This window comes from Bradyrhizobium betae (assembly GCF_004123905.1).
Lineage (GTDB): Bacteria > Pseudomonadota > Alphaproteobacteria > Rhizobiales > Xanthobacteraceae > Bradyrhizobium > Bradyrhizobium betae_A.
In genome coordinates, this window is the sequence record NZ_MZXW01000016.1 from 200,786 (window position 1) to 225,669 (window position 24,884).

Annotated in this window: 27 protein-coding genes, 1 tRNA gene and 1 pseudogene; 13 read left to right on the forward strand and 16 right to left on the reverse strand. The window is 63.2% G+C overall.

Going from position 1 to position 24,884, the window contains the following annotated elements:
• The first annotated feature begins 10 nt into the window (after positions 1-10).
• The gene (locus B5V03_RS11105) at positions 11-1,306 is read left to right on the forward strand and encodes an MFS transporter (protein WP_129270066.1); all 1,296 of its coding nucleotides are present in this window, start codon (positions 11-13) and stop codon (positions 1,304-1,306) included.
• Between the two features lie 27 nt (positions 1,307-1,333).
• On the opposite strand, the gene B5V03_RS11110 is transcribed toward B5V03_RS11105, so the two are convergent.
• Positions 1,334-1,999 (reverse strand): glutathione S-transferase family protein, encoded by a 666-nt coding sequence (locus B5V03_RS11110; protein WP_129270068.1) that lies wholly within the window; start codon positions 1,997-1,999, stop codon positions 1,334-1,336.
• A gap of 151 nt (positions 2,000-2,150) precedes the next feature.
• On the opposite strand from B5V03_RS11110, the gene B5V03_RS11115 reads away from it, so the two are divergent.
• The 4 genes from B5V03_RS11115 (at position 2,151) to panE (ending at position 5,933) form a co-directional block, all read left to right on the forward strand.
• The gene (locus B5V03_RS11115) at positions 2,151-2,747 is read left to right on the forward strand and encodes a DUF2239 family protein (protein WP_129270070.1); all 597 of its coding nucleotides are present in this window, start codon (positions 2,151-2,153) and stop codon (positions 2,745-2,747) included.
• Positions 2,748-2,828: 81 nt separating this feature from the next.
• Complete coding sequence (locus B5V03_RS11120; protein ID WP_206736141.1) at positions 2,829-4,178, forward strand: MATE family efflux transporter; 1,350 nt, start codon at positions 2,829-2,831, stop codon at positions 4,176-4,178.
• 107 nt (positions 4,179-4,285) lie between these two features.
• Positions 4,286-4,894, forward strand: coding sequence for a 2-hydroxychromene-2-carboxylate isomerase (locus B5V03_RS11125; protein WP_129270072.1), 609 nt, complete (start codon positions 4,286-4,288; stop codon positions 4,892-4,894).
• 115 nt (positions 4,895-5,009) lie between these two features.
• Positions 5,010-5,933 carry a 2-dehydropantoate 2-reductase gene (gene panE / locus B5V03_RS11130; protein WP_129270074.1) on the forward strand — a complete coding sequence of 308 codons (924 nt, stop codon included), beginning with the start codon at positions 5,010-5,012 and terminating at the stop codon, positions 5,931-5,933.
• A gap of 7 nt (positions 5,934-5,940) precedes the next feature.
• On the opposite strand, the gene B5V03_RS11135 is transcribed toward panE, so the two are convergent.
• The 4 genes from B5V03_RS11135 to B5V03_RS11155 all read right to left on the reverse strand — a co-directional run bounded on the left by B5V03_RS11135 (position 5,941) and on the right by B5V03_RS11155 (position 10,167).
• Positions 5,941-6,534, reverse strand: coding sequence for a c-type cytochrome (locus tag B5V03_RS11135; RefSeq protein ID WP_129270076.1), 594 nt, complete (start codon positions 6,532-6,534; stop codon positions 5,941-5,943).
• A gap of 188 nt (positions 6,535-6,722) precedes the next feature.
• Positions 6,723-7,997, reverse strand: a complete 1,275-nt coding sequence (locus tag B5V03_RS11140) for a PQQ-dependent sugar dehydrogenase (protein ID WP_129270078.1) — start codon at positions 7,995-7,997, stop codon at positions 6,723-6,725.
• A gap of 381 nt (positions 7,998-8,378) precedes the next feature.
• Complete coding sequence (locus B5V03_RS11150; RefSeq protein WP_129270080.1) at positions 8,379-9,365, reverse strand: NAD-dependent epimerase/dehydratase family protein; 987 nt, start codon at positions 9,363-9,365, stop codon at positions 8,379-8,381.
• 115 nt (positions 9,366-9,480) lie between these two features.
• Positions 9,481-10,167 (reverse strand): glutathione S-transferase family protein, encoded by a 687-nt coding sequence (locus B5V03_RS11155; protein ID WP_129270082.1) that lies wholly within the window; start codon positions 10,165-10,167, stop codon positions 9,481-9,483.
• A 110-nt stretch (positions 10,168-10,277) separates the two neighbouring features.
• On the opposite strand from B5V03_RS11155, the gene B5V03_RS11160 reads away from it, so the two are divergent.
• A complete protein-coding gene (locus tag B5V03_RS11160) occupies positions 10,278-10,850 on the forward strand; it encodes a TetR/AcrR family transcriptional regulator (protein ID WP_129270084.1) in 573 nt (190 codons plus the stop codon).
• Between the two features lie 491 nt (positions 10,851-11,341).
• Here the strand turns inward: B5V03_RS11160 and B5V03_RS42250 are convergent, their stop codons facing one another.
• The 5 genes and pseudogenes from B5V03_RS42250 to B5V03_RS11175 form a co-directional block, all read right to left on the reverse strand.
• Positions 11,342-11,503: a hypothetical protein gene (locus tag B5V03_RS42250; protein WP_245502194.1), complete on the reverse strand. Its 162-nt coding sequence runs from the start codon at positions 11,501-11,503 to the stop codon at positions 11,342-11,344.
• A 26-nt stretch (positions 11,504-11,529) separates the two neighbouring features.
• Positions 11,530-11,841 (reverse strand): annotated as a pseudogene (locus tag B5V03_RS42255) (Fic family protein); the annotation flags it as partial.
• Positions 11,829-12,083 (reverse strand): hypothetical protein, encoded by a 255-nt coding sequence (locus tag B5V03_RS42260; protein ID WP_245502195.1) that lies wholly within the window; start codon positions 12,081-12,083, stop codon positions 11,829-11,831. The pseudogene B5V03_RS42255 and the gene B5V03_RS42260, both read right to left, overlap by 13 nt.
• Positions 12,080-12,334, reverse strand: a complete 255-nt coding sequence (locus B5V03_RS11170; RefSeq protein ID WP_129270086.1) for a hypothetical protein — start codon at positions 12,332-12,334, stop codon at positions 12,080-12,082. The genes B5V03_RS42260 and B5V03_RS11170 overlap by 4 nt, the downstream gene beginning before the upstream one ends.
• 364 nt (positions 12,335-12,698) lie before the next feature.
• Positions 12,699-12,773, reverse strand: a tRNA-Gly gene (locus B5V03_RS11175).
• Positions 12,774-13,048: 275 nt separating this feature from the next.
• Between B5V03_RS11175 and trxA the strand changes: the two genes are divergently transcribed.
• Positions 13,049-13,972, forward strand: a complete 924-nt coding sequence (gene trxA / locus B5V03_RS11180; protein ID WP_164987932.1) for a thioredoxin — start codon at positions 13,049-13,051, stop codon at positions 13,970-13,972.
• A 33-nt stretch (positions 13,973-14,005) separates the two neighbouring features.
• Positions 14,006-14,683: an LON peptidase substrate-binding domain-containing protein gene (locus B5V03_RS11185; RefSeq protein ID WP_129270088.1), complete on the forward strand. Its 678-nt coding sequence runs from the start codon at positions 14,006-14,008 to the stop codon at positions 14,681-14,683.
• Positions 14,684-14,695: 12 nt separating this feature from the next.
• On the opposite strand, the gene B5V03_RS11190 is transcribed toward B5V03_RS11185, so the two are convergent.
• The 4 genes from B5V03_RS11190 to B5V03_RS11205 all read right to left on the reverse strand — a co-directional run bounded on the left by B5V03_RS11190 (position 14,696) and on the right by B5V03_RS11205 (position 18,840).
• Positions 14,696-17,197: a bifunctional diguanylate cyclase/phosphodiesterase gene (locus B5V03_RS11190; protein WP_129270090.1), complete on the reverse strand. Its 2,502-nt coding sequence runs from the start codon at positions 17,195-17,197 to the stop codon at positions 14,696-14,698.
• 198 nt (positions 17,198-17,395) lie between these two features.
• Positions 17,396-17,989 carry a cytochrome b/b6 domain-containing protein gene (locus B5V03_RS11195; protein ID WP_129270092.1) on the reverse strand — a complete coding sequence of 198 codons (594 nt, stop codon included), beginning with the start codon at positions 17,987-17,989 and terminating at the stop codon, positions 17,396-17,398.
• 20 nt (positions 17,990-18,009) lie between these two features.
• The gene (locus B5V03_RS11200; RefSeq protein ID WP_129270094.1) at positions 18,010-18,288 is read right to left on the reverse strand and encodes a PepSY domain-containing protein; all 279 of its coding nucleotides are present in this window, start codon (positions 18,286-18,288) and stop codon (positions 18,010-18,012) included.
• 201 nt (positions 18,289-18,489) lie between these two features.
• On the reverse strand, positions 18,490-18,840 hold the full coding sequence (locus tag B5V03_RS11205) for a hypothetical protein (RefSeq protein WP_129270096.1): 351 nt from the start codon (positions 18,838-18,840) through the stop codon (positions 18,490-18,492).
• A gap of 105 nt (positions 18,841-18,945) precedes the next feature.
• Between B5V03_RS11205 and B5V03_RS11210 the strand changes: the two genes are divergently transcribed.
• Together B5V03_RS11210 and B5V03_RS11215 are read left to right on the forward strand one after the other, a co-directional pair.
• Positions 18,946-19,476, forward strand: coding sequence for a TetR/AcrR family transcriptional regulator (locus B5V03_RS11210; protein WP_129270098.1), 531 nt, complete (start codon positions 18,946-18,948; stop codon positions 19,474-19,476).
• A gap of 45 nt (positions 19,477-19,521) precedes the next feature.
• On the forward strand, positions 19,522-19,719 hold the full coding sequence (locus B5V03_RS11215) for a Trm112 family protein (protein WP_092027743.1): 198 nt from the start codon (positions 19,522-19,524) through the stop codon (positions 19,717-19,719).
• Between the two features lie 70 nt (positions 19,720-19,789).
• Here the strand turns inward: B5V03_RS11215 and B5V03_RS11220 are convergent, their stop codons facing one another.
• Positions 19,790-21,010, reverse strand: coding sequence for a ubiquinone biosynthesis hydroxylase (locus tag B5V03_RS11220; protein WP_129270100.1), 1,221 nt, complete (start codon positions 21,008-21,010; stop codon positions 19,790-19,792).
• 135 nt (positions 21,011-21,145) lie between these two features.
• Here B5V03_RS11220 and tesB point away from each other — a divergent pair, with 135 nt between their 5' ends.
• Complete coding sequence (gene tesB, locus B5V03_RS11225) at positions 21,146-22,006, forward strand: acyl-CoA thioesterase II (RefSeq protein WP_129270102.1); 861 nt, start codon at positions 21,146-21,148, stop codon at positions 22,004-22,006.
• 3 nt (positions 22,007-22,009) lie between these two features.
• Here the strand turns inward: tesB and B5V03_RS11230 are convergent, their stop codons facing one another.
• Complete coding sequence (locus B5V03_RS11230; protein WP_129270104.1) at positions 22,010-22,894, reverse strand: DUF4339 domain-containing protein; 885 nt, start codon at positions 22,892-22,894, stop codon at positions 22,010-22,012.
• A gap of 248 nt (positions 22,895-23,142) precedes the next feature.
• Between B5V03_RS11230 and B5V03_RS11235 the strand changes: the two genes are divergently transcribed.
• Complete coding sequence (locus tag B5V03_RS11235; RefSeq protein WP_008142802.1) at positions 23,143-23,481, forward strand: P-II family nitrogen regulator; 339 nt, start codon at positions 23,143-23,145, stop codon at positions 23,479-23,481.
• A gap of 76 nt (positions 23,482-23,557) precedes the next feature.
• Positions 23,558-24,859 carry an ammonium transporter gene (locus B5V03_RS11240; protein WP_129270106.1) on the forward strand — a complete coding sequence of 434 codons (1,302 nt, stop codon included), beginning with the start codon at positions 23,558-23,560 and terminating at the stop codon, positions 24,857-24,859.
• Positions 24,860-24,884 lie beyond the last annotated feature (25 nt).

The window sequence follows — 24,884 nt, forward strand, 5'->3', positions numbered from 1 at the left end:
GGAAACGCACATGACCACAGCCGATCCGAACCAGCGCATCGAACGCGCCGAGATCGAGGATACCAGCCTTCTCGCCTTCTATCGCGACATGAACGCGCCGGAGCGGCGGACGTTCTGGGCCTGCGCCGCGGGCTGGGCGCTCGACGGCATGGACTTCATGATCTATCCGCTGGTGATCGGCACCATCATCGCGCTGTGGAAGGTCGACGCGGCCTCGGCCGGCCTCGCCGGCACGGTGACGCTGCTGGCGTCCGCGATCGGCGGCTGGCTCGGCGGCTATCTCTCCGACCATATCGGCCGGGTCCGGACGCTTCAGATCACCATCATCTGGTTCTCGTTCTTCTCGCTGGTCTGCGCGGTCGTGCAGAATTTCGACCAGCTCCTGATCGCGCGCGCCGTGCTCGGCCTCGGCTTCGGCGGCGAATGGGCGGCCGGCGCCGTGCTGATGGGCGAGGCGATCCGGCCGCAATATCGCGGACGCGCGGTCGGCTCGGTGCAATCGGGCTGGGCGGTCGGCTGGGGTCTCGCCGTGCTGTCGCAGGCGATCCTGTTCTCGGCTCTGCCGCCGGAGACCGCATGGCGCTGGATGTTCGTGATCGGCGCGCTGCCGGCGCTGCTGGTGTTCTACATCCGCCGCTCGGTCACCGAGCCGGAGATCGCGGCCGAAGCCCGCGCGAAGCAGGCGGCGAGTGGCGATCGTCCCGCACTATGGGAGATCTTCTCCGGCCCGATCCTGAAGACCACGATTCTGGCCTCGCTGATGGCGACGGGTTGCCAGGGCGGCTATTACGCCGTCACCTTCTGGGTGCCGCAATTTTTGACCAAGGAACGGCATCTCTCGATTGTCGGCTCGACCGGCTATCTCTCGACGCTGATCATCGGCTCCTTCATCGGCTATCTCACCGGCGCCTGGCTCGCCGACCGGATCGGACGGCGCAATCTGTTCCTGATCTTCTCGATCGGCGCCATGGCGGTGGTGCTGCTCTACACGCAGCTGCCGCTGACCAACGAGATCCTGTGGGTGCTCGGCTTCCCGCTCGGCTTCTTCGCCTCGGGCTATTTCTCGGGGATCGGCGCGTTCCTGACCGAACTCTATCCGACGCGGCTGCGCGGCTCCGGCCAGGGCTTTTGCTACAATTTCGGCCGCGGCATCGGCGCGTTGTTTCCGTTCCTCGTCGGCTCGCTCTCAGCGACAACATCGCTTGCGAATGCGATAGCGATGTTCGCAGTCGTGGCCTACGCGCTGTTCTTCATCGCAGCGTTCGCGCTGCCGGAGACGCGTGGGCGCGTGCTGCACGCGGACTGACAGGTCATCCCGGGGCGGTGAGGAAACTTACCGCCCCACCTGATACGGCCCGCCCTTCTCGAGGGCTCGGGCGTAAGCCGGCCGCGCATGGATGCGCTCCAGGAACGCCATCGCCTTGGGATGGCCAAGCTCGAGCCCACCACGCGCTTGCGCGGCTTCCAGCGGAAAGCTCATCTGGATGTCGGCGGCGGTGAATTCGTTGCCGGCAAACCACTCGCTCTTCGCAAGCTCGCCTTCCCAATAATCCATGTGCTGCTTGAGCTGCGGATTGACCAGCGCGGTGAGCGCCTGATTCGAGACTTTTCGCACCAGCGGGCGCAGCAAAGCCGGCGCGCGCTTCGGCATCAGCGTGAACAGCAGCTTCAGCAGCAGCGGCGACATCGCGGATCCCTCGGCATAGTGCAGCCAGTAGGTGTAGCGCAGCCGCTCCGGCGTATCAGGCGGCGGAATCAGGCGGCCGTTGCCGTAGGTCGCAATGAGATATTCGATGATCGCGCCTGACTCGGCGACGGTGTTGCCGTTGTCGGTGATCACAGGCGATTTGCCGAGCGGATGAATGGCGCGCAGCTCCTTCGGCGCGCGCATGTCGGGCTGGCGCTCGTAGCGCACGATCTCGTAGGGCACGCCCAATTCTTCGAGCAGCCACAACACGCGCTGCGAGCGGGAATTGTTGAGGTGATGAACGGTCAGCATCGTGTGGTCCCCGGGGCTAGGCGTGGTCGATCAGCCGCGCGTTCGTGCCAGCCCGGGATCGCAATGTCGAGCCATCCGGATGGATATTTTCACCCGGGTATATTGACCTCTAGGATTTACCCGGGTATTAAAAAGGTCAACATCGATCAATATGGCAATGATTTCAATGCAGAAGACTTTCACCGCCTTTCAGGGGCAGCGTCGCCTGGTGTCCGGGCCGGCAGGAGAGGTTGCGCTGGTCGTCAAGCGGATGGCGCCACGGCCGGACGAGCCCATCGTCATCTTCGAGGACGGCACGGGCCGATCGATCGACTTCGACCTGCGCGGCGGGGATCGCGAGGTGTTGGCGCGGTTGGCAAAGCTTATCCCGCCCCCGGTGGAGGAGAGCGCACCACCGAGCGAGCCGCGCGGGCGCGGCCGGCCAAAACTCGGCGTGGTCGCGCGCGAGGTGACGCTGTTGCCGCGGCACTGGGAGTGGCTCAGCGCGCAACCTGGTGGTGCCTCGGTCGCGCTGCGAAAACTCGTCGACGAGGCGAGGCGCTCCAGCGGCGACAAGGACCGTGAGCGGCAGGCGCGCGATGCGGCCTATCACTTCATGTCGACCATGGCCGGCAACCTCCCGCAATTCGAGGAGGCTTCGCGCGCGCTGTTTGCGGATGACCGGCGCCGCTTCGCCGGACTGATCGCGGACTGGCCGACTGATATCCGCGACCACATCGTCAAGCTCGCCTACAGCGACCGCGCCTAAGGCGCTTTCTCACCCCCCATCGACGGCCGAGCCGCGCATTGCGCGGCAACGGCTTTCTGCGCCATGATGAAAGACACAGCCATGTCCTCCCCAAAACCGCTCTGGACCACGTTCCTTCGCTTCCTCGCGCCACTGATGCTGAGCAATGCGCTGCAATCGCTGTTCGGTACCGTCAGCAATGTCTATCTCGGCCAGATGATTGGCGTCGACGCGCTCGCGGCCGTCTCGACGTTCTTCCCGGTGTTCTTCTTCCTGTTCGCCTTCGTCATGGGTCTGAGTACCGGTGCCACCGTACTGATCGGCCAGGCGTTTGGCGCGGGCGAGCACGGCCGGATCAAGAGCGTCGTCGGTACGACGCTTGCGGTCGGCCTGTTGCTGTCGATATCGATTGCACTGGTCGGCGGGATCTTCAGCCGGCAACTCATGACGATGCTCGCGACGCCCGCAGACATTCTCGACCAGGCCAGCGCCTATGCGCGCATCATGCTGCTGACGATGCCGCTCGGCTTCGTCTTCCTGCTGATGACGGCGATGATCCGTGGCGTTGGCGACGCGCTCACGCCGCTGCTGGCACTGGCGTTGTCGACGACAATCGGCTTGATCCTGACGCCGATGCTGATCCGCGGGGCGTTCGGAATGCCCGCGTGCGGCATCACCAGCCCGGCCTGGGCGGCCGCGATTGCCAACGCGCTGACGCTGATCGCGCTGGCCGTCTATCTGCTGCGGAGGAAACATGCGCTCGCGCCGGACGTTGCATTGCTGCGTCATATGCGGCTCGACGGCGCCGTGCTCGGAAAAATCCTTGGCATCGGATTGCCCAGCGCGATCGGCATGGTGGTGATGGCGATTGCGGAGCTGGTGCTGCTCGGCCTCGTCAACGGTTATGGGTCAGAGGCCACGGCCGCTTATGGCGCGGTGAACCAGGTGATGGGCTACACGCAATTCACGGCGATGTCGATTTCGATCGCGGTCTCGATCCTCGGCGCGCAGGCGATTGGCGGCGGTGACAGGGCACGGTTGGATGGTATCGTGCGCACCGGCCTTGCGTTCAACCTCGTGCTGACCGGCGGGCTGGTCGCGCTGATCTACCTGGCGCCACGCGCGGTGCTCGGCGTCTTCATCACCGACGGCGCCGTGCTCGATCTGGCGAAGGGATTACTCTATATCGCCTTGTGGAGCTCGGTGCCGTTTGGCCTAGCCACCGTGTTCTCCGGCGCGATGCGTGCCGCTGGCGTGGCGCTGACACCGATGCTGCTGTCGATCTTCGCCATTGTCGCGATCGAACTGCCGGCGGCGGTGATCCTGAGCCGCACGGTCGGCCTGAAGGGCGTGTGGGCTGCCTATCCGATCGTGTTCTGCGCCATGTTCGTCTTGCAGATGGGCTATTACCTTCTGGTGTGGCGCAAGCGGGCGATCCGGCGCCTGATCTGACGGAATCATCAAGGTATTATGACCGTCATTAAACGGTAGACCTGTGGCGCGCCCTGCGCCACAATGGATGAAAAGCCAGATCAAAAGCCCGGTCAGGGAGAACGATTTTGACCCGCACAGCCCCGCAATTCCTGTTCGATTTCGGCAGCCCGAACGCCTATCTCAGCCATCTCGCGATCCCCGCGATCGAAAGCCGCATCGGCGTCAAGTTCGAATATGTGCCGATCCTGCTCGGCGGCATCTTCAAATCGACCAACAACAAGTCGCCGGCCGAGACGCTCGCGGGCATCAAGAACAAGCGTGAATTCCAGGCGGTCGAGACCGAACGCTTCATCAAGCGCTTCAAGGTCCAGCCTTACGTCTTCAATCCCAACTTCCCCGTCAACACGCTGAACCTGATGCGCACTGCGATCGCGGCGCAAGCCGAGGGTGTATTCGAAAAATATGTCGATGCCGCCTTCCATCACATGTGGCGCGAGCCGAAGAAGATGGACGACCCCGAGGTTGCAGCCAAGGCGCTGGCGTCCTCCGGCCTCGATGCCCAAAAACTGTTCGCTCGCGCGCAGGAGCCCGAGGTGAAGGGCAAGCTGATCAAGAACACCGAGGAAGCGGTCGCCCGAGGCGCGTTCGGTTCGCCGACCTTCTTCGTCGGCAACGAGATGTTCTTCGGCAAGGAGCAATTGCGCGAGGTCGAGGAGATGGTGTCGGGCGAGTAGGGGACCTTCATTCTCCGGCGACAGAATGTGATCGTGGTAGCATTCTGGATTGCTTCGCTTCGCTCGCAATGACGACTATAGATAGACCGCCAATAGCAACAATAAGGACAATCCCATGCGTATCCTCGTGGTCGGCGCCGGCGCCATTGGCGGCTATTTTGGTGGCAGGCTGTTGCAGGCCGGCCGCGACGTCACCTTCCTGGTCCGGCCACGCCGCGCCGGCGAGCTGGCGAGCGCCGGTCTCGTCATCAAGAGCCCGAATGGCGATGTGACCTTGAAAAATCCGCCCACCGTGCAGGCCGACGCGCTCAAGGACAAGTTCGACGTCGTGCTGCTCAGCTGCAAGGCGTTCGACCTCGACGACGCCATCAAGTCGTTCGCCGCGGCAGTCGGGCCTGATACGGCTATCATCCCCATGCTCAACGGCATGAAGCATCTCGACACGCTCGACCAGAAATTCGGCAAGGAGCGCGTGCTCGGCGGCCTCTGCGCCATCGCCGCGACACTGAACGAGAAGCGCGAGGTGGTGCAGCTCCAACCGATGCAGTCGCTCAATTACGGCGAACGCGACGGGCAATTGTCGGATCGCGTCAGGGCCATCGATGAGGCCTTCAAGAGCGGCATCGTTGGGGCCACCGTCAGCCAGAACATCATGCAGGACATGTGGGAGAAGTGGGTGTTCCTCTCCTCGCTCGCCGCGTCGACGAGCCTGATGCGCACCTCCGTCGGCAACATCCTTGCCGCCCCCGGCGGCCGGGATTTTCTGCTCGGCATGCTGGATGAGACCAGCGCGATCGCCACCGCGTCGGGCTACACGCCGGGCGGACCGTTCTTCGAACGCGTGAAGGGCAACATCACCACCGAGGGCTCACCGATGACCGCGTCGATGTTCCGCGACATCAAGGCGGGCCTTCCGGTCGAGGCCGATCACGTGATCGGCGATCTCATCGCGCGTGCCGATGCCGCAAAAGTGCCGGTGCCGAAGCTGCGCATCGCGTACACGCATTTGAAGGCGTACGAGAAGCAGCGGGCGGGGTAGCCTCGCGCTACTTGAAATACGCGAGATAGTGCGAGACGGCGGTGATTTCCTCGTCGCTCATGTGATAGGCGACATCGGCCATCGCGGCGACACCGCCGCCGACGCGCTGGCCGGTCTTGTAGTCGTGCAATGCCTTGACGAGATATTCCTCGCGCTGGCCCGCGAGCCGCGCGACGGCCTTGGTGCCGGCAAAACTATCCGTGTGGCATGAAGCGCAGCGGCGGCCGACGGCAACTTGCGCGCCCTTTTTCGACAGGTCCGGATCTTTGTCTTCCTCGGCCTTCGCCGGCGTCATTTGCGCGAAATAGGCGCCGAAATTGCGGATGTCCTCGTTGGTGATCTCCTCGACGATCGGCTGCATCTGGTCGTTCTTGCGCGAGCCGGCGCGGAAGAACACCAGCTGCCACTGGATGAACTGATCGGGCTGGCCGGCCAGTGAGGGGATGTTCTCGGTCTGCGAAATGCCGTTCTCGCCGTGACAGCCGGAGCAGACCGCGGCCTTCTCCTTGATCGCGGCATTATCGGCGGCCAGGGCTGGGACGAATGCGAATACTGCGAGCGATAGCGCGCCGACGATATACGAAGAAAACTGGCGGCGCATGATTCCATCCTGAACTAGCAAGCACGTCACTCGCCCCGAGAGGGGCCCGCAGTCCATAACCACCAGTCGGGGTTATGGGTTCCGGACTTGCGCGCGGGTCGCATGCAATCCGGAACGACAGTGTGTGACCTTGAAATGAAAGAGGCTGCGGCACCTCGCGGCCACCGCAGCCTCCGTTTTACCCGCGGCTACTTCTTGCTGTAGCTGATGCGATAGATCGCGCCGGCCCAGTCGTCGGCGACGAGGATCGAGCCGTCCTTGGCGAGGATGATGTCGTTGGGACGGCCGAGATAGCCTTGGTCACCCTCGATCCAGCCGGAGGCGAACACCTCCTTCTTGGCATTCTTGCCGTCGGGACCGACGATCACGCGCGTGATATTGCCACCCTGGTACTTGTGACGATTCCAGGAGCCGTGTTCGGCGATCAGAATGTTGTTCTTGTACTCGGCGGGGAATTGGTCGCCGGTATAGAACTTCATGCCGAGCGGAGCGACGTGGGCGCCGAGGTTCAGCACGGGCGGCGTGAACTCGGAGCATTTGTGGCCCATCGCGAACTTCGTATCCGGAAGATCGCCCTGGTGGCAGTAGGGATAGCCGAAGTGCTCGCCGATCTTCGAGATCATGTTCAGCTTGTCGCTGGGCAGATCGTCGCTGATCCAGTCGCGCGCGTTCTCGGTGAACCAGTATTTGCCGGAGCGCGGATCAACGTCGCCGCCGACCGAGTTGCGAACGCCGAGCGCGTAGATCTCGGCGTTGCCGGTCTTGGGATCGACGCGCCGGATCTGCGACACGCTGGTGGGCGGGATGCCGACATTGAAGGGCGGCCCGAACGGCAGATAGAACCAGCCGTCCTTGTCGACCGCGATGTATTTCCAGCCATGCGCGGCATAGGACGGCATGTCGTCATAGACGACCTTGCCCTCGCCGGGATTGTCGAGCTTGTTCTCGATGTCGTCGTAGCGGATCAGCTTGTCGACCGCGATGACATAGAGCGCACCATCCTTGACGGCCAGACCCGTGGGCATGTTCAGCCCCTTCAGGATGGTCTTGACCTCCTTCTTGCCGTTGTTGTCCTTAATGGCATAGACGTTGCCAAGGCCGAACGAGCCGACGAACAGCGTGCCCTTGTCGCCCCAGGCCATCTGCCGCGCGGCGAGAACGCCGGGCGCATAGACCTCGATCTTGAAGCCGGCCGGCAGCTTGATCTTCTTCATCATCGCCGCGAGCTCGGCCTCCGACGCGCCGGTCGGCGGGCCCGACGGCGGAGCGAGACCCTTCTGCGCCTCGGTCTCGTCGCCGAGGAACCAGTCGTCCGGCGGATGGGTCCAGAACTCCTTGGTGCCGGATTCGTATTTCTTCAGCTGCCGGTTCTTGTCCTGCTGCTGCGCATTGCCAACGCTGGTCCCCGCAAGAAGGGCTACGGCCGCAAGCGCCAACACGGATCGATGGAACATCGATGTCATCGCGTCACTCCCCTAAGGCAGCCGTCAGGGCTGCACGTTATTTTGTTATGCTAGTCGAGAGGCGAAGTTTTCAGTCTGTCGAGAGGCAGACACGAAAAGGTTAGCACATCTGCCGGCGGTGAGAAGCGCGTCGGGTGCAGTGCGGTTGCGCTCAATAAAAGTTGAGACGGATTTTCTCTCGCCGCGCATGCGGCAGCGGCAATGATCTCGCTGCAACGCGGAATCAAAATGGCGCATGGCTTAATTTGGAGGCAGCGCGAGGGTCGGCTCGCACAAAACTGCGAAAACAACCCCATGCACAGTAGAACGGCAAAGGCCAGTTTGCGTCCGGTGACTCCGCGCAGACATCTGATGCGTCGAGCAAAACGACAAACACGGCGCTTACGAGGCGACGGGATAGGGCCCGTCGTCAAACTGCGCGTCATGGTAGCCTTTCGATCCGACCTCGCGCGCCAGCGCGCTGCGGAAATCCTGTCCTGCACGAAGGCTATGCAGCACATGCGCGAAATCGAATCCGGGCCGCCAGCCGAGCTCGCGCCGCGCCCGCGCGTTGACATAGACGCGGTCGATCTCAGGGAATAAGCGCCAGCCACGTGCGGCGTAGAGCTGCTCGCAATCCGGATAGAGGTCGCGCACGACACCCGCCGCGTCGCGCGCCAGCACCCCGAGGTGATGTTGCTCGAACGGGCTCGTGGCCGACACGATATAGCGGGCGAAGCCGATGTCCGGCGCACGCTCGACGGCGAGCAAATGGGCACTCACCACGTCCGCTATATCCAGCCGTCTATAGAGCAGCTCGTTGGCCTGCGCGTTGTCCAGCGGGTAGGCCGAGCGCACCTCCGGGTCGTCATCGTCCTCCGGGAAGAAGCGTGAGGTCCGCAAGACGATCACCGGCAGACCGCGCTCGCGAAAGAACAGCTCGCAGAGAGTCTCCGCCATCAGTTTTGTGGTGCCATAGATGTTCTTCGGCACCGGCGGGAGACCCTCGGTGACCCACACCGCGGCCTGTCCGGCTTCGGGCCGGAGCTGCGATCCGAACACGCTGGTGGTGCTGGTGAAGACGAAGCTGCGGACGCCAGCGGCCACCGCCGCCTCGAGCAGATTGAGCGTGCCGGTGACGTTGGTGTCGACAAAGTCCAGTTTGCTGTGGGTCGCTACATGTGGCTTGTGCAGGGTCGCGGTGTGGATGACGGAGGTGACGCCGTCCATCTGGCGTCGCACGAAGTCGGGATCGACGATCGAGCCGGCGGCGTCGGTGAAGGGAGAGGGCTTCAGATCGATCCCGCGCGCAGATGAGCCCCGCCCGCGAAGGGTGCGGAGGGTCGCCTCTCCGAGATGGCCGGCGCTGCCCGTAACCAGGATTGTCATCGCACCTCCGGATCGTCCTGCGGCGACGTGCGAGGCAGAACCGAACGGATTCAACCTGCCTCGCGCGTCGACCGCCGTCCGGCAATCGTTAGTGCCGGGAAAAGCTTCCCGTCAATTACAGCCCGAGGCGGCGGGCATCGTCGGCGAGAAAAGCCTGGCCGCTGCGATTTTTCACGCTGGGCAGGTCGGCAACCCGCGTGCGCCAGGCGGCGAGGGCGGCCGAATTGTCAGGGATCGTGAGGCCGGCCGCCTCGGCGAACATCAGGCCGGCAAAGACGGTGATGTCCGGCATGGAGAACGCGTCGCCCGCGACGTAGGGCTGCCGCTCCAGCACGCCGTTGAAATAGATCATTCCGGCGCGCGCACGTTCGCCCTGCCGCCGTCCCCAATCGGCGCGGCCGCTCCAGTCGAGGCTCTTGAAGGCCTGAAGCTTCGCGCCGAGCCCGGGTGTCGCATGATGGAAGTACTCGCCGACCGGATCGATCAGTTCGGCCTCCGCGCGCCGCTGCATCATGTGGATCAGCCCTCTCTGTTTCGGCGTCGTACCCGTCAGCGTGGGGTGGCCGTCCAGGTGATCGAGATATTCGGTGATCGCCGTGGATTCGGAGATGAAAGTGCCGTCGTCGAGTTCGAGCACGGGCAGGACCCCGGACGGGTTCTTTTGCAGGAACGCGTGACTCTTGTGCTCGGCTCCAATGAGGTCGATCGGGACAAATTCGATCTGGGAGTCGAGCCCCTTTTCGGCGAGCACGATGCGGATGCGGGCGGGGTTGGGAAAGCCTGGACGATCGTAGATTTTCATGTGACACCTCTTTGTCTGTCTATCGATAGATAGGTAATGGCGGCGCCTCGTTACCCCCTTCCCCTCGCCTAGGTCAACAGCTATCTATCGATCGATAGGTAACGATTTCGATGGCGAAGACCAAAACCGACATGCGAGAGGCCGTTCTGGCCGCCGCGCGCGCCACCGTGCAGGCGCGCGGATACACCGCGCTGAGCTTTCGCGAGCTGGCCAAGGAGGTCGGGATCAAGAGTGCCAGCGTGCACTATCATTTCCCGACCAAGGGCGATCTCGGCGTGGCCCTAGCACAGCGCTACGCCGAGGAGGGCGCCGTCTATCTGGAGGATATCCTCGCTACGGTGCCCGATCCGCATGCGCGCTTCGACCGCTATGTCGAGATCTTCCGCGCCGCGCTCGCCAACGGCAATCGCATGTGCCTGAGCGGCATTATGAGCGCTGAGCTCGACGATCTTCCCGACGAGGTGAGGCACGAGATCGATCGCTTTCCGCGGATGAATATCGCGTGGATCGCGCGCGCGCTGGCGACGGCGAAGCCCTCGGCTAGCGAAGCGGAGAGAAACGAACGCGCGATGGCGATCTACGCCGCGATCGCAGGCGCGCAGCTCATTGCACGCGGCCGCAACGACATCTCGGTCTACGACCGCACGATCGAGGCCTATCGCGTCTCGGGATTGATCCCCTGAGCCGCGGCTCTCGCTCGAGGCAAGCCGAAGCGAATTGCGCTTACGGGATTCGGATGCTCTGGAAAAAATTGGAGCGGGCGAAGCGCCCTATGGTTAGAACACCGCAGACAAATTCCTCCGCAGACTCCAGCATTTAATGCGCCCACGGCTGCACCTCACACCAACGGTCGGTTTCCTTGGCATAGGTCCTCGCTACGTCGTAAAGCTCCCTGAACGCCTTCGGGTTCGCCTTGAGCGTTACCAGCCACGGGCAAATCCTTGGCTCAAAGATCGGCGGAGCCGGGCGAACGACGGCCAGCGTCGGACTTCTCTTCGGCTTCTTTCCCTTCCAGCCCTTCCGTTTCACGAGGCTGCTCCGATTATTGACTAGGTCGCTCAACGCGAGCCAATTCGATATCTCCAGTACCGCTGTATCCTGCGGCTCGGTGCGCGATGCGCATTGAGCCTGTTCGCGCACTCGCGCGGCACAGCCTACTAAGCTGAGTTTGGTCTTATTTGTCTTTCAGCGCAGCACCTTGGCTGCCCTTGCGCTTGACTGCTTGCGCCTCGTATTGCGCCGTGACCGTTGGATTACTGGTCTCGCCCGCGACCGTATCCGCGTTGCCGCCGTCCAACCCCGGCGCGGCCTTGATCGCATCCGCAATGTCTTTCATTTCCGAGCCCTTGCGGATGAATGGCTTCAGGTAGGCATCGAGCTTGCTTTACCTGGCTCTTCGAGTTCTTCCGTCAAAGCGGCAAGGTATTTGTCCTTATCCGTCGCCGACCAGTCGATGCCGATGCCCGCGCGGCGCGCAAGTTCGGCATGGACCAGCATGATGGTGCGGCCATTACCGTCGAGGAACGGGTGGCCATAAGCGAGATAGCCCATAACTTCGCCGGCCTTCTCCGCCATGAACGCCTTGTCTTGTCCCTTCTCCAGCGCGTAGTCGATTGCTTTGCGAATGTCGTCGGGATGAGCGAAGAAGATAGCGCCCTTTTTCACGTGGATGTGGGACGCGTTTGTGTGTCGATCTTCTCCAGCCCATGGGAATACGGCCTCGAAGAGCGTTTGTGCGTTTTTAAAACGTCGTCATAGCTCAAAGAAGGCCGCGCCTTGAGGTGATCCAAGGCTGAATCGATGCCGGTCAGGAAAGAATTATGCACGAGGCGCTGAACGATATCGGGGTCCTTAGCCTTCGCGACGTTGCGCAAATAGCCGCGCGTCGTGAAATCCCCGAATGGATCAAACGTCACGGACGGCTTTCGCGAAGATAACGTGCCTGAAGGCGCACGGCCTGAACACGATCCAAAATCCCGGCACGCTGAAGCGCGACGATGGTTTTCTCGATAGGATCGAAATTCACGTCGTCGCCGGAGAGCCGCGTCACGTGATGGGCAAAGACATCGTTCGGCGTCACGACGACCGCCACGTTGTTGGCGGTCGCCAACCGCTGGATGACGCCAGCAGTATAGTGGGGCTTGGTCGCGGAACGTTGGTCGGGCATGGATTCTCCTTCTCGTCAATATAGTACGAGAAGGCCTGAAATTCCATTAAGTCAGAGCTCTCCCGAGGTCTCCATGGCCCGCAAGCCCTGAAAACCCCTAGAATTTCTTGCCCCCTTCGCTGGGGCGGAGCCTTCTGAAAGACCGAAACGAACAACAATCCGTCCGTCTGAATCCAGAGGGTTGGGACTTGGTGAAAGTGTTTGCCAGAAGCCGCTCGTCGGAAAAGATCCCTCGTCGAACCCGATCGCCTCAAGCAATTGGAGCGTACCGGTTGACCACGATTGTCATATGAAATCCGAGCCAGCCGCCAGCGGCGTGGAAACCACGGCCCGACCCGGTTTGGCTGGATGCTCTGGGAAAAATTGGAGCGGGCGAAGGGGCTCGAACCCTCGACCCCGACCTTGGCAAGGTCGTGCTCTACCACTGAGCTACACCCGCATCCTGTGTCGACCGCGTGACGCGCCCGGCAACGGCTGTCGTATGCCAAAACCGGGCGGGGAATGCAACAGCTACCGGCGGGATAGATTCGCAATCCGGGCTCTATATGGACCCCGAATGCGGCCAAATGGCCCGGAAATGCCCCGGACCCGGGGAATCGGTTCCAATGGATTGAAATTCGGCCGTCCCGGCCCAATTTAGGAGCCGACAACAAGCATATGAATTGGCGACGTGCTAAAGAGCCCGCCATTCCAGACATCAGACGAGGGGATCCCGTGACGATCATCGACCAAGGTAACGGAGCCGCAAACCCGGCTGCGGCCGATCTGATCAAGGACACCACCACCCAGACCTTCGTGAAGGACGTCATCGAGGAATCGAAGCGCCAGCCGGTGCTGATCGACTTCTGGGCGGAGTGGTGCGGCCCCTGCAAGCAGCTCACCCCCATGCTGGAAAAGGCGGTCAAGGCGGCCAAGGGCAAGGTCAAGCTGGTCAAGATGAACATCGACCAGCACCCGGCGATTCCGGGCCAGATGGGCATCCAGTCGATCCCGGCCGTGATCGCCTTCGTCAACGGCCAGCCCGCGGACGGCTTCATGGGCGCAGTGCCGGAGAGCCAGCTCAACGCCTTCATCGAAAAGGTGACCAAGGGCATCACGGCGCCGGGCGAGGCGAACACCGCCGAGATTCTCCAGGAGGCCGAGGCCGTGCTCGCCGAGGGCGATGCCGCCGCGGCCGCCCAGATCTATGCCGAAGTGCTCCAGCACGAATCGACCAACATCGCCGCCCTCGCCGGTCTCGCAAAATGCTACGCCGTCTCCGGCGCGATGGAGCAGGCCAAGCAGACGCTGGCCATGGTGCCGGAATCCAAGCGCAACGATCCCGCGGTGAAGGCCGTGCAGGCCGCGATCGATCTCGCCGAGCAGGCGGAATCACTGGGGCCGGTGGCCGAGCTGGAACAGAAAGTCGCCGCAGACCCGCTCGATCATCAGGCACGATTTGATCTTGCGACCGCGCTGAATGCGCAGGGCAACCGCACGGCTGCCACCGAGCAGCTGCTCGCGATCATCAAGCGCGACCGCAAATGGAACGACGATGGCGCCCGCAAGCAGCTTGTGCAGTTCTTTGAGGCCTGGGGCGGCACTGATGATGCAACCGTCGAGGGACGCAAGCGCCTGTCGACGATCCTGTTTTCGTAAGCGCGGTGAACTAACGCGGTCAGCGGGGACCAGATGCCGATCAACATCGAATATCGCGGCCCCGCCGACCTCCCGGAAATCATTCCGGTGTTTCCGCTGCCGGGCGCGCTGCTGCTGCCGCGCGGCCAGATGCCGCTCAACATCTTCGAGCCGCGCTACCTTTCGATGGTCGACGATTCCTTGCGCGACGGCCACCGCCTGATCGGCATGATCCAGCCGGATATCGCGCACTCGCCGAAGAACTCCGACAAGCCGGCGCTGTTCCGGGTCGGCTGCGTCGGCCGCATCACCCAGCTCGCCGAATCCGGCGACGGCCGTTACATCCTCGAGCTCACCGGCGTCTCGCGCTTCAGGGTGATCGAGGAGCTGGAAGTGCTCACCGCCTACCGCCAGTGCAAGGTGGATTTTTTCGCCTTCGTCGACGATTTCACCGCGCGCATAGGTGAGGAGGAGGTCGATCGCGAGGCGCTGCTGGCGGTTTTGGCGGACTTCTTGAAAGCCAACAATCTCAAGGTCGATTGGGAGGGCGTCGAGAGCGCGCCCAACGAAGCGCTCGTCAACGCGCTGGCGATGATGTCGCCCTATGGCCCCGCGGAGAAGCAGGCCATGCTGGAGGCGATGGATCTGAAGACCCGCGCCGAGATCCTGATCGCGGTGACCGAGATGGACCTCGCCAAGAAGCGCACCAGCGGGGATCCGCCGTTGCAGTGAAGGCCTGAATGCTCAGGCAGCGCGGACGGCTGCTCCGGCACCTCGCCGCAGCATTCTCGCGATATCGGATGCAGGCATCGGCCGGCTGAAATAATAGCCCTGCGTTTCGACGCACCCTTCTTCACGGAGGATGTCCAGCTGCTCCTTGGTTTCGACGCCTTCGGCGGTCGTCGTCTTGCCGAGGCTGACTGCGAAACGAACCACGGCTCGCGCGAGATGGCGCGCCTCTGCGCTTGCGCTGGATAGTTCGTTGACGAAACTGCGGTCGATCTTGATCTTGTCGAACGGGAATCTTTGTAGAAAGCTCAGCGACGAATAGCCGGTGCCGAAATCGTCCAGGGCTACTCGCACACCGAGCTCGCGCAGTTGACCGAGAACTGCGAAGACAGCTTCGCTGTCATGCATGACCGCCGTCTCGGTGACCTCGAGCTCGAGCCTATGCGGAGCAATTCCCGAACTCGCCAGTGCGCCGATCACGACCGGAACAAGCTCCTTGCTCCTGAATTGAGCGGGAGACAGGTTGACCGCAACCCTGACATGCGCAGGCCATTTGGCGGCTTCCGCACAGGCCGTTCTCAAGACCCATTCTCCCAGAGGCACGATCAAGCCGGTCTCCTCCGCAAGCGGGATGAATTCGCCCGGCATGACCAGACCGTGCTGCGGGTGATGCCAGCGGAGCAAAGCCTCGAAGCCGCGGACCTTGCCGGTCGCGGGGGTGACGAACGGCTGGTAGTGGAGCTCGAATTGACGGCCGGCAATCGCAACCCGCATGTCGCGCTCCAGGTTGCGTCGCGCATGCATGAGCTCGTCGAGTTCCGGCTCGAAGAAACGGAATGCACCACGTCCACCACTCTTGGCCGAGTAGAGGGCGAGATCCGCGCTCTTCATGATCACGTCGGAATCATTGCCATCGCGCGGCGCGATGGCAATGCCGATGCTGGTGCCCACCGTGACCCGGTGATCGCCGAGATCGAACGGTTCGCAAAGCGCCTTTCTGATGTTCTCGGCCAGGGCGGCGGCCTCCACGGCCGGATTGGTTACGTAATCGATCACCGCGAACTCGTCGCCTCCCAGTCGCGCGATCAACGCGGTTTCCGTGGTGCATTCGCGCAGACGCGCTGCAACGGCGCGCAGCAGGGAATCGCCTGTCGGATGTCCAAGCGTGTCGTTGACTTCCTTGAAGCGATCGAGGTCGAGCATGAGCACGGCCAGATCGACGCCGCCGTTGCGCGTAACTGCAATGGCATGCTCCATCCGCTCTCTGAGCAGCACGCGATTTGGCAGATCGGTCAGCGCATCGTGTTGCGCCATATGGGTGATCTTGGCTTCGGACCGGCGCTGCTCGGTCACGTCGAGATGGGTGGCCACCCATCCGCCGCCGGCCATAGGCTGGCGCGTCACGCAGATCAACCGACCATCCGCAAACTCGTCGATCCTGCTCGAGACTGCATCGAACGGCAGCGCGGCCAGTTTCGACGTGAATTGCTCGGCAGCGCCTTCGCTGGCGTCGCCCCTGAGGATGCCGCTCACAACACGATGCCTGATGATGTCGGCGTGCGGTGTCCCCGTTCTCAGCAGTTCCGGCGGTAGCCGATAGAGCAGGGCATAACGCTCGTTGCTGACGACGAGCCGCTTCTCCGCATCGAACATGCAGAGAGCCTCGACCATGTTGTTGATGGCCGTATCCAGCCTGAGTTTCTGGTCCTGGAATTCCTTTTGCGAATCTTCCACCTGTTGCCTGGCGAGCGAAAGCTCCCTGATGATTTCCTCGAATCTACTGGTTCTGGTCGCAAGGCGACGATCCGCCAGCACGCCGATGAGACTCATCCCGAGCACCGATAGGGCCACACCCGCAATTGCCACGGCGAGGAAGGTAGGAGAAAGCGACAACGCACCGCTTGTCAGCGTCGGGTCTGGAACGATCTGCACGGCCCCCATGGCCGTGAAATGGTGCGACACGATTGCGAGCGTCAGCAGCACCGCGGCAGCAAGCGCGCCCCATAGGTCCTTGCGGCCGAGGGCAACCGCGAGTGCAGCGTAGCCCAAGGCCGTGCCGAGGACGATCGAGATGAACACCAGCTCCGGCGACCAGCTCACGCGACCCGGCACTTCGAGGGCCCACATCCCGAGATAGTGCATACTCGCAATGCCGGCACCGATGATGCCGCCGCCGGCAGGCGCGCGCCAGCGGCCGGAATTGTTCACGGCAACGCCAAAGCCGACAGAGGTCAGGATCATCGCCGCGGCGAGTGACAGCGCAGTCAGCGCGATGCCGTAACCGGTGGAGACGCCGGGCTCGTAGGCGAGCATTGCAACAAAATGCGTTGCCCAGATTCCGTAGCCGATGGCGGCGCCGGCGATCGCAATCCAGATCACCCGCGCCCAGGCCTGCGACGCGATCGCGCGACGAAAGATGCTGACGGCTACAATACTCGCGGCGAAGCAGACCAGACCAGCGAGCACGACAAGCCGCCAATCATGCTCTGCCGTAAGGCACGTAAAAACGCGGAACATGGTAATCGCTCCCTCGTCAATATGTGTGACGATTGATCCGATCGGACTTTCTCCGCGTTAATTTTTTGCAATGCCCAGTTGCATGCCTATCGTGAGGTAAACGTCATCTCGACAATGTGGCGCTGGTGGTAGTCTGTGCTGCGGGTGAGGTTCCGCTTCCCGTAGAACTACGTGGCACGCCCCAAAATTCGTCTCGCCTCAGGAGTGACTGCGGATGCGTTTGCGCCCAGTGATCATCGCGCGCACGAGGTTCTCGCGCTGGAGAATTCCCATCAGCGCCACGCCCACGACGTGCAGCACGACCAGCACGATGACGGCATCCGACGCATAAGCGTGGGTGTCCTCGATCCACCACACGCCAAAGAACGTAACGGTCACCGACATCGCGCCCGTGATCGCCGAAACGGCGAGCGACAGCAGCAGCGCCACCAGCATCAACGTGCCCGCCGGATTGAGACCAATATAGCGGCCCGTCATGCCGCGACGCAGATTCCAGAGATAGCCCGGCGCAGCACGAAGCCTGACGCCGACCATGCGGAAGCGCGAATAGCGGCTTCCCCAAAAGCCCCAGACCAAACGGAAGGCCAGGAGCCCGAGCACCGTATAGCCGAGGATGCGGTGCAGGCCGTCGTAGACGGTGGGAGTGAACCACGCGGCGAGAACACTGGCCGCGAGAGCCCAGTGCCAGAGGCGTAGCGGGAGGTCCCAGACTGCGACCGTTCGCGGTCCAGTTCGATCCGCGGGGGTCCTGACGGACACCCCGCGCGCTTCTGGTACCGCTTTGTCGATCAAGCCGGGACTATCCTTGAGCCTTACTTGGCAACCGTCTTTTTCAGGCTGAGATCTTCGGGGCTGTAGAACAGCTCGAAAGTCTTGCCTTCCTTGACGCCGTAGACTTCATAGCACGAGCCTTCGATCTTGGAGCGGCGCACTTCGTAACCCAGCGCCTTGGCCTTGGCTTCAGCTTCGCTGGCCGGCTTCCACGACGCCTTGTCGAGCTTGGTGCAGTCCTTGAAACCGTCGGCCATGGCCGCCGAGCTCATCCCAATCCCGATCGTCAGTGCGATGGCAACAACACGAATGACCTTCACGAACGTCTCCTCCTCTGTCGTGTGCGCGCGTGGCGCGAAGCGGGACCGAAGGAAGCAAAAGAGAGGGTGAAGTCAATCCGGTTCGGGGCTGCACGGCTTTAGAGTTGTTCTAACGATCCGAAAAAGATCAGCGCGTTCCGTAAGCAGCACGCATTTGAACGGCCGCTGCGGCCTTACGCCTCACAGGCAAGAGCCGCGTTGCTAGTAGCCGGCCACTGCGAGCGCGACGACGGCACTGAGCGCCATCCAGCCGAAGTGGCGGCCACGCGTCGCCCATGCGTTGGCGAGCGCGGACAGGCCGTACACGCAGGCCATGGTGACGACGATCCAGCGGCGCGCCGGCTCCGAGCCCATCCAGGGCGCCGCGATCAGCAGCACGCCACCCCCGATCCAGGCGACGGTCGAGGCCTGCCAGACCAGGCGGATCAGCGTCCGGAGCCGCTCCGGCTCGATCCGGGCACGGGGAAACACCTTGGTCTCCCCGAGGATGCCATGGATGAGGGCGACGGCGATGGCGGCGGCGCCGGCACATTGGAGCAAGAGGTCACGCATCGACGAAGCTCCCGAGGATGTTTCCATACATCTGTGTATGGTGAGATAGGCGCTGGTCCACGGCCTGTCAATACACTAATGTATGGTCGAATTTCGGGAACCGACATGACCGAGCAGCTCTCCGCCGACGACTGGATCAGGCAAGGCCTGAAGGTGCTTGCCAAAAATGGCTTCACGGCCCTGAAGGCCGATCCGCTCGCAAGGGCCATGGGCGTCTCCCGCGGCAGCTTCTATTGGCATTTTGCCGATCTCGGCGCGTTCCATGCCGCCGTGCTGAAACGCTGGCGAGAGATTGCGGCCGAGCAGATCATCGCCGATGTCGAGGCCGGAAGCGACGAGCCGCTGCAGGCGCTGCTACGGCGGACTTTTGGCGCGCGGCTCGATTTGGAACGCGCCGTGCGCAACTGGGCGGCATTCGATGCAGCCGCGCAAGGCGCGGTCCGCGCGATCGACCGCCGCAGGATCGACTATATCGAGCAGCTCCTGGAGCAGCGCGGACTTGCCCCTGCGACCGCGCAGGCCCGCGCGCAGATCCTGTACTGGACGTTTCTCGGCTTTGCCCTGTCTGGCACACCGGTGCCGGCGGCGCGGCTCCACGGCCTGCTCGACGAAATTATGCGGATGGTTTCCGCCTAGACCGTGGTTTTCTGTGCTAGAGGCAACCGATCGCCGGAGACCACAATGAACGCGCCCACCGAACGCCCCGAAAACAGCGTCGACCCCAAGCTGCTGGAGATCCTGGTCTGCCCGCTGACCAAGGGCCCGCTGGAGTACGATTCCGCGAAGCAGGAGCTGATCTCGCGCAGCGCCAAGCTCGCCTATCCGATCCGCGACGGCATCCCGATCATGCTGCCGGAAGAGGCGCGCAAGATCGATTGAGGATGGCGAATAGGGAATGGCGAGTAGCGAATGGGCCTACTCGCTATTCGCTACTCACCATTCGCCCCCCTCACAACGCTTCGCCCTTCAACAACCGCGGTATCTCACCCGTCAGCCCGGCAGCCTGGCGGATGAAGAGATTCTTCAACGGCGGAGCGCGGTCGACGAGGCCGAGACCGATGTCACGCACGGTGCGCAGCAAGGTCGACTGGTTGGAGAACAGGAAGTTCAGCGAGTTGGTGGCAACGCCCATCGCCATCGTGTCGAAGCGGCGCCAGCGCTGGTAGCGCTCGAGCACGTCGCCGCCGCCGAGATCCATGCCGAGCCGAGCGGCATCGACGACGACTTCGGCCAGAGCGGCGACATCCTTCAGCCCCATGTTGAGACCCTGGCCCGCAATGGGGTGAATGACATGCGCGGAATCGCCGACCAGCGCGAGGCGCTCGGCGATGAAGGAGCGCGCGACGAAATAGGACAGCGGGAATGCGCGCGGCTTGTCGAGCGCCTTCACCTCGCCGAGATGCAAACCAAAACGCTGCTCGAGCTCGCCGTGAAACTCCTCGTCGCTCAGCGCAATGATGCGCGCGGCCTCAGCTCGGCGCTCGGTCCACACCAGCGACGAGCGCTTGCCCGAGAGCGGCAGGATGGCGAACGGACCTGCGGGCAAAAAGTGCTCCTCCGCACGGCCCTCGTGATCGCGCTCATGGCCGACGGTAACGACGATGCCGGACTGGTCATACTCCCAGCCATGGGTGGCGATGCCGGCGCGCTCGCGCAGCTTTGACCGCGCGCCATCGGCCGCGACAAGGAGGCTCGCTGCGATCACGCTGCCGTCGCCGAGCGTCACGTCGATGCCCTCGGCACGCGCATCGTAAGACGCGACCGTGGTGGCGCGGAGATCAATGCCCTCGGCCTCGGCACGCACCACCAGCGCATCGATCAGGCGGCGGTTCTCGACCATGTGCGCGAAGGGCTCGCCCGGCGCGACATCGCCGGCAAAGTTCAGGAACACCGGGCGGGTGGCGTCCTCCAGCTTGGAGTCGGTGACGACCATGTCGAGGATCGGCTGCGCCTCGCCCCTGACATCGTCCCAGGCGCCGATCGCCTCGAACAGGCGGCGGCAGGCGGCCACGATCGCGGTCGCGCGCGGGTCGCGGCTCGGCCGTGTGGCAAGCGCGGGATCGGCGACGATGACGGGGATCTCGGGCCCGAGCCCCTGGCGCAACGCCAGAGCCAGTGCGAGGCCGGCAAACGCGCCCCCGCCGATGACAATGCTACCCTGTACCGACATATCTAGTTTCCCGGCTCATTCCTGGTCTTGCTAGCAGACTTGAGGTGGGCGAAACAGTGCGGTGAAACAAGGGCGGAGAGCCCCATTGTGTCATTCCGGAGCGCTCGTCCGGGATGACGGCAAGAAAGCACCACCATGTCAAAAAGCCTGATCGACCTGATCTCGATCCTCGACCTCGAACAGCTCGAGGTAAATCTGTTCCGCGGCAGCAGCCCGAAGACGAGCTGGCAACGGGTGTTCGGCGGCCAGGTGATCGGGCAGGCGATGGTTGCGGCCTGCAGGACGGTCGACGGCCGGCTGCCGCATTCGCTGCATTGTTATTTCATCCTGCCGGGCGATCCGCAGATCCCGATCATCTACCAGGTCGAGCGCCTGCGCGACGGCAAGAGCTATTCGACACGGCGCGTCACCGCGATCCAGCATGGCAACGCGATCTTCTCGATCATGGTGTCTTTCCACGCCGAGGAGGAGGGCGCCTTCAACCATCAGGACAAGATGCCTGAGGTGCCGCCGCCCGAGAAGCTCACCGCCGAGGAAGTGGCGAAGCAGCCGATGTTCCGCGAGATGCCGGACTTCATTCGCCGCTACTATGAATCCGATCGTCCGATCGAGCTGCGTCCCGTCGAGCTCGGCCGTTATTTCGGCCAGAAGATCGAGGACGGCCGCATTCACGTCTGGATCAGGACCGCGGCGAAATTGCCCGACGATCCGGCGCTGCACATGTGTGCGCTCGCCTACGCCTCGGATTTTTCGCTGCTCGATGCGATCATGGCGCGCTATGGCCGCACGTTGTTCGACAAGCGCATGATGCCGGCGAGCCTCGACCACGCGATGTGGTTCCACCGCCCGTTCCGCGCCGACGAATGGCTGCTCTATGCGCAGGATTCACCGAGCGCACAGGACGGCCGCGGCCTGACCCGCGGCTCGATCTTCAAGCCCGATGGCACGCTGGTGGCCTCCGTCGCGCAGGAAGGCTCCGTGCGCGAGCGGAGGTAGCAGTCAGTAGCCGCGAGCGGCGGCCGCAGCACGATCCACGAGGCCGAATTGCGCCACGTACCAGTTGCCGTACCAGCGCAGCATCCACGGGATCGGGATGATGAAGCTGCAGGCCAGCGAGAACACGACGGTCCGCCACAGGATCTGCCAGCCACTGCCGCTGAATACGATCTCGCGCCGCGTACCCTCGGTGTTGCGGCATATCCAGCGCATCCAGTACGCCAGGACCCAGGCCCAGCCGATGATGGTGATGGTCGAGATGAGCATGAGCAGATACCAGCCGACATAGCCGATCGCGCTGCCCTGGAACGAGAGCGGCAGCCGTTCACCATTCGAGCTGAGATTGGCCACGATCCAGCGGAGGATCACCCAGGCCAGGAAGGCATTGACGATCGTGGCAAGCAGCGGCGCGTATGAAATGCCGGTCGCGCCGGCATAAGTCAGCAGGGCATTCGCCATCAACGCCCACCAGATGTCCATCGGCTGACCGGCAAAGCCGAAGTTCGGGCGGCCCGGCACCTGAATATGCGACGTGACGTATTTGTAGAACCAGACGGCAACCCAGGGTGCGGGGATCACCAGGAGCATGCCGATGACGAACACGATGGCGCGGCCGAGAAGGCCGAACGCGCTGAAATCAGCCGACAGCGACCCGCCACCGTAACCCCTGCCGCCCATCATCGGCGGCCCACCGGCCGGCATCATCGGGGGTGCGCCGCCGCCGCCGATCAGGCCGGGGATTTCGGCGGCTTTCTGCCAGCCGGCCATGCCCTCGGACCACACCAGCGTATCCGGGCGCACAATCCCTTGCGCGACCAGGTCGCGGAATTGCCCTTCCGGATAGGGCCCCTGCTGCTTGCCCTCGGATGCGTAGAACCAACTCGCCATGGAACGTCCCCCTCAAACATACTTATGTACCGGCTGGCACGCTTCGGTTCACCGCATCCATGCCAAAAATGCATTGTGCTGGATGAACCGCTGCCCTGTACAGAGGCGGCCGTTCACATGATCGCCCTTGGCCAAACGTTTTTCCGCTTCAACCTGCAACATTTTTATGCCATTTGCCCGGAAAGATGCCAGATTGACGCTGCGCCGGGGACATACGGCGCTGCGCATCCCGGGGAATAGGCCTGACCATGAAACTCGTCGTCGCGATCATCAAACCCTTCAAGCTCGATGAAGTCCGCCAGGCGCTGACGGCGATCGGCGTCCACGGCATGACCGTGACCGAGGTGAAGGGGTATGGCCGCCAGAAGGGCCACACCGAGATCTATCGCGGCGCGGAATATGTCGTGAACTTCCTGCCAAAACTGCGCATCGAGATCGCGGTCGCCTCCGACGTTGCCGACAAGGCGGTCGCCGTGATCACCGCGACGGCGCGCACCGGGCAGATCGGCGACGGCAAGATCTTCGTCACGCCGATCGACCATGCGCTGCGCATCCGCACCGGCGAAACCGACAGCGACGCGCTTTAAACTTTAACAAGTCTACTTCGATCGCACCGGGCAACGACGCCACAGCGTGCGACGTCATCACTGCTGGGGAAACGACATGGCGGGATTGTTGCGCCGGGCAGCATTTATGGCTGCGCCGGTCGGATTTTTGTCGATCATGGCTTCACCGGCGCATGCCGCAGCCTCCGAGATCAACACCGCCGACACCGCCTGGATGATCGTCGCCACCGCGCTGGTGCTGATGATGACGATCCCGGGTCTCGCGCTGTTCTACTCCGGCATGGTGCGCAAGAAGAACGTGCTTGCGACCATGGCGCAGAGCCTTGCCGCGGTGACGATCATCTCGATTCTCTGGGTCGCGTTCGGCTATTCGCTCTGCTTTGTCGGCGACGGCCCGTGGATCGGCACGCTCGACCGCTGGTTTCTCGCGGGCATGACCATGGACAGCGTCAACCCGGCGGCGAAGACGATCCCGGAAGCGCTGTTCATGCTGTACCAGATGACGTTTGCGATCATCACGGTGGCGCTGGTCGCGGGCTCGGTCGCCGACCGCATGCGGTTCTCCGCCTATCTCGTGTTCTCGGTGGCCTGGTTCATCTTCGTCTACATTCCGCTGGCGCATTGGGTCTGGGGCGGCGGCTTCCTCGCCAGCATGGGCGTGCTGGATTTCGCCGGCGGCCTCGTCGTGCATCTGTCGGCCGGCACCGCCGGCCTCGTCGCGGCGAAGGTGATGGGGCGCCGTCATGGCTACGGCACCGAAAACCTCTCGCCGTTCGATCTGTCGCTCGCGGTGATGGGCACCGGCCTGCTGTGGGTCGGCTGGTTCGGCTTCAACGGCGGCTCGGCGGGCGCAGCCAATTCGCGCGCGGTGCTGGCGATCATCGCGACGCATCTTGCGGCCTGCTCCGGCGCGCTGACCTGGGGCGCGATCGAATGGTCGACCCGGCGCAAGCCATCCGTGCTCGGCATGATCTCCGGCGCGGTGGCAGGTCTCGGCACCATCACGCCGGCCTCGGGCTTCGTCGCGCCCTGGCATGGCATCGTCATCGGCATCGTCGCCGGCGCGGTCTGCTACTGGGCCTGTACCTGGCTCAAGCACCGCTTCAACTATGACGATTCGCTCGACGTGTTCGGCGTCCACGGCATCGGCGGCCTGACCGGCACGCTGCTGGCCGGCGTGTTCGCGACCAGCGCGATCGGCGGCACGGCCGGCCTGATCGAGGGCCATCCGCAGCAGCTCCTGATCCAGCTTTACGGGGTCGCCGTCACCTTCGTCTGGGCGGCGGGCGTGAGTTTTGTCCTGCTCAAGCTGGTCGCGCTGTTCGTTCCCTTGCGCGTATCGCGCGAGCATGAACTCGAAGGGCTCGACATTTCGCAGCATGGCGAGGCTTTGCAGTAAGGCTTAGTACTAAGGGCTTGCGCAA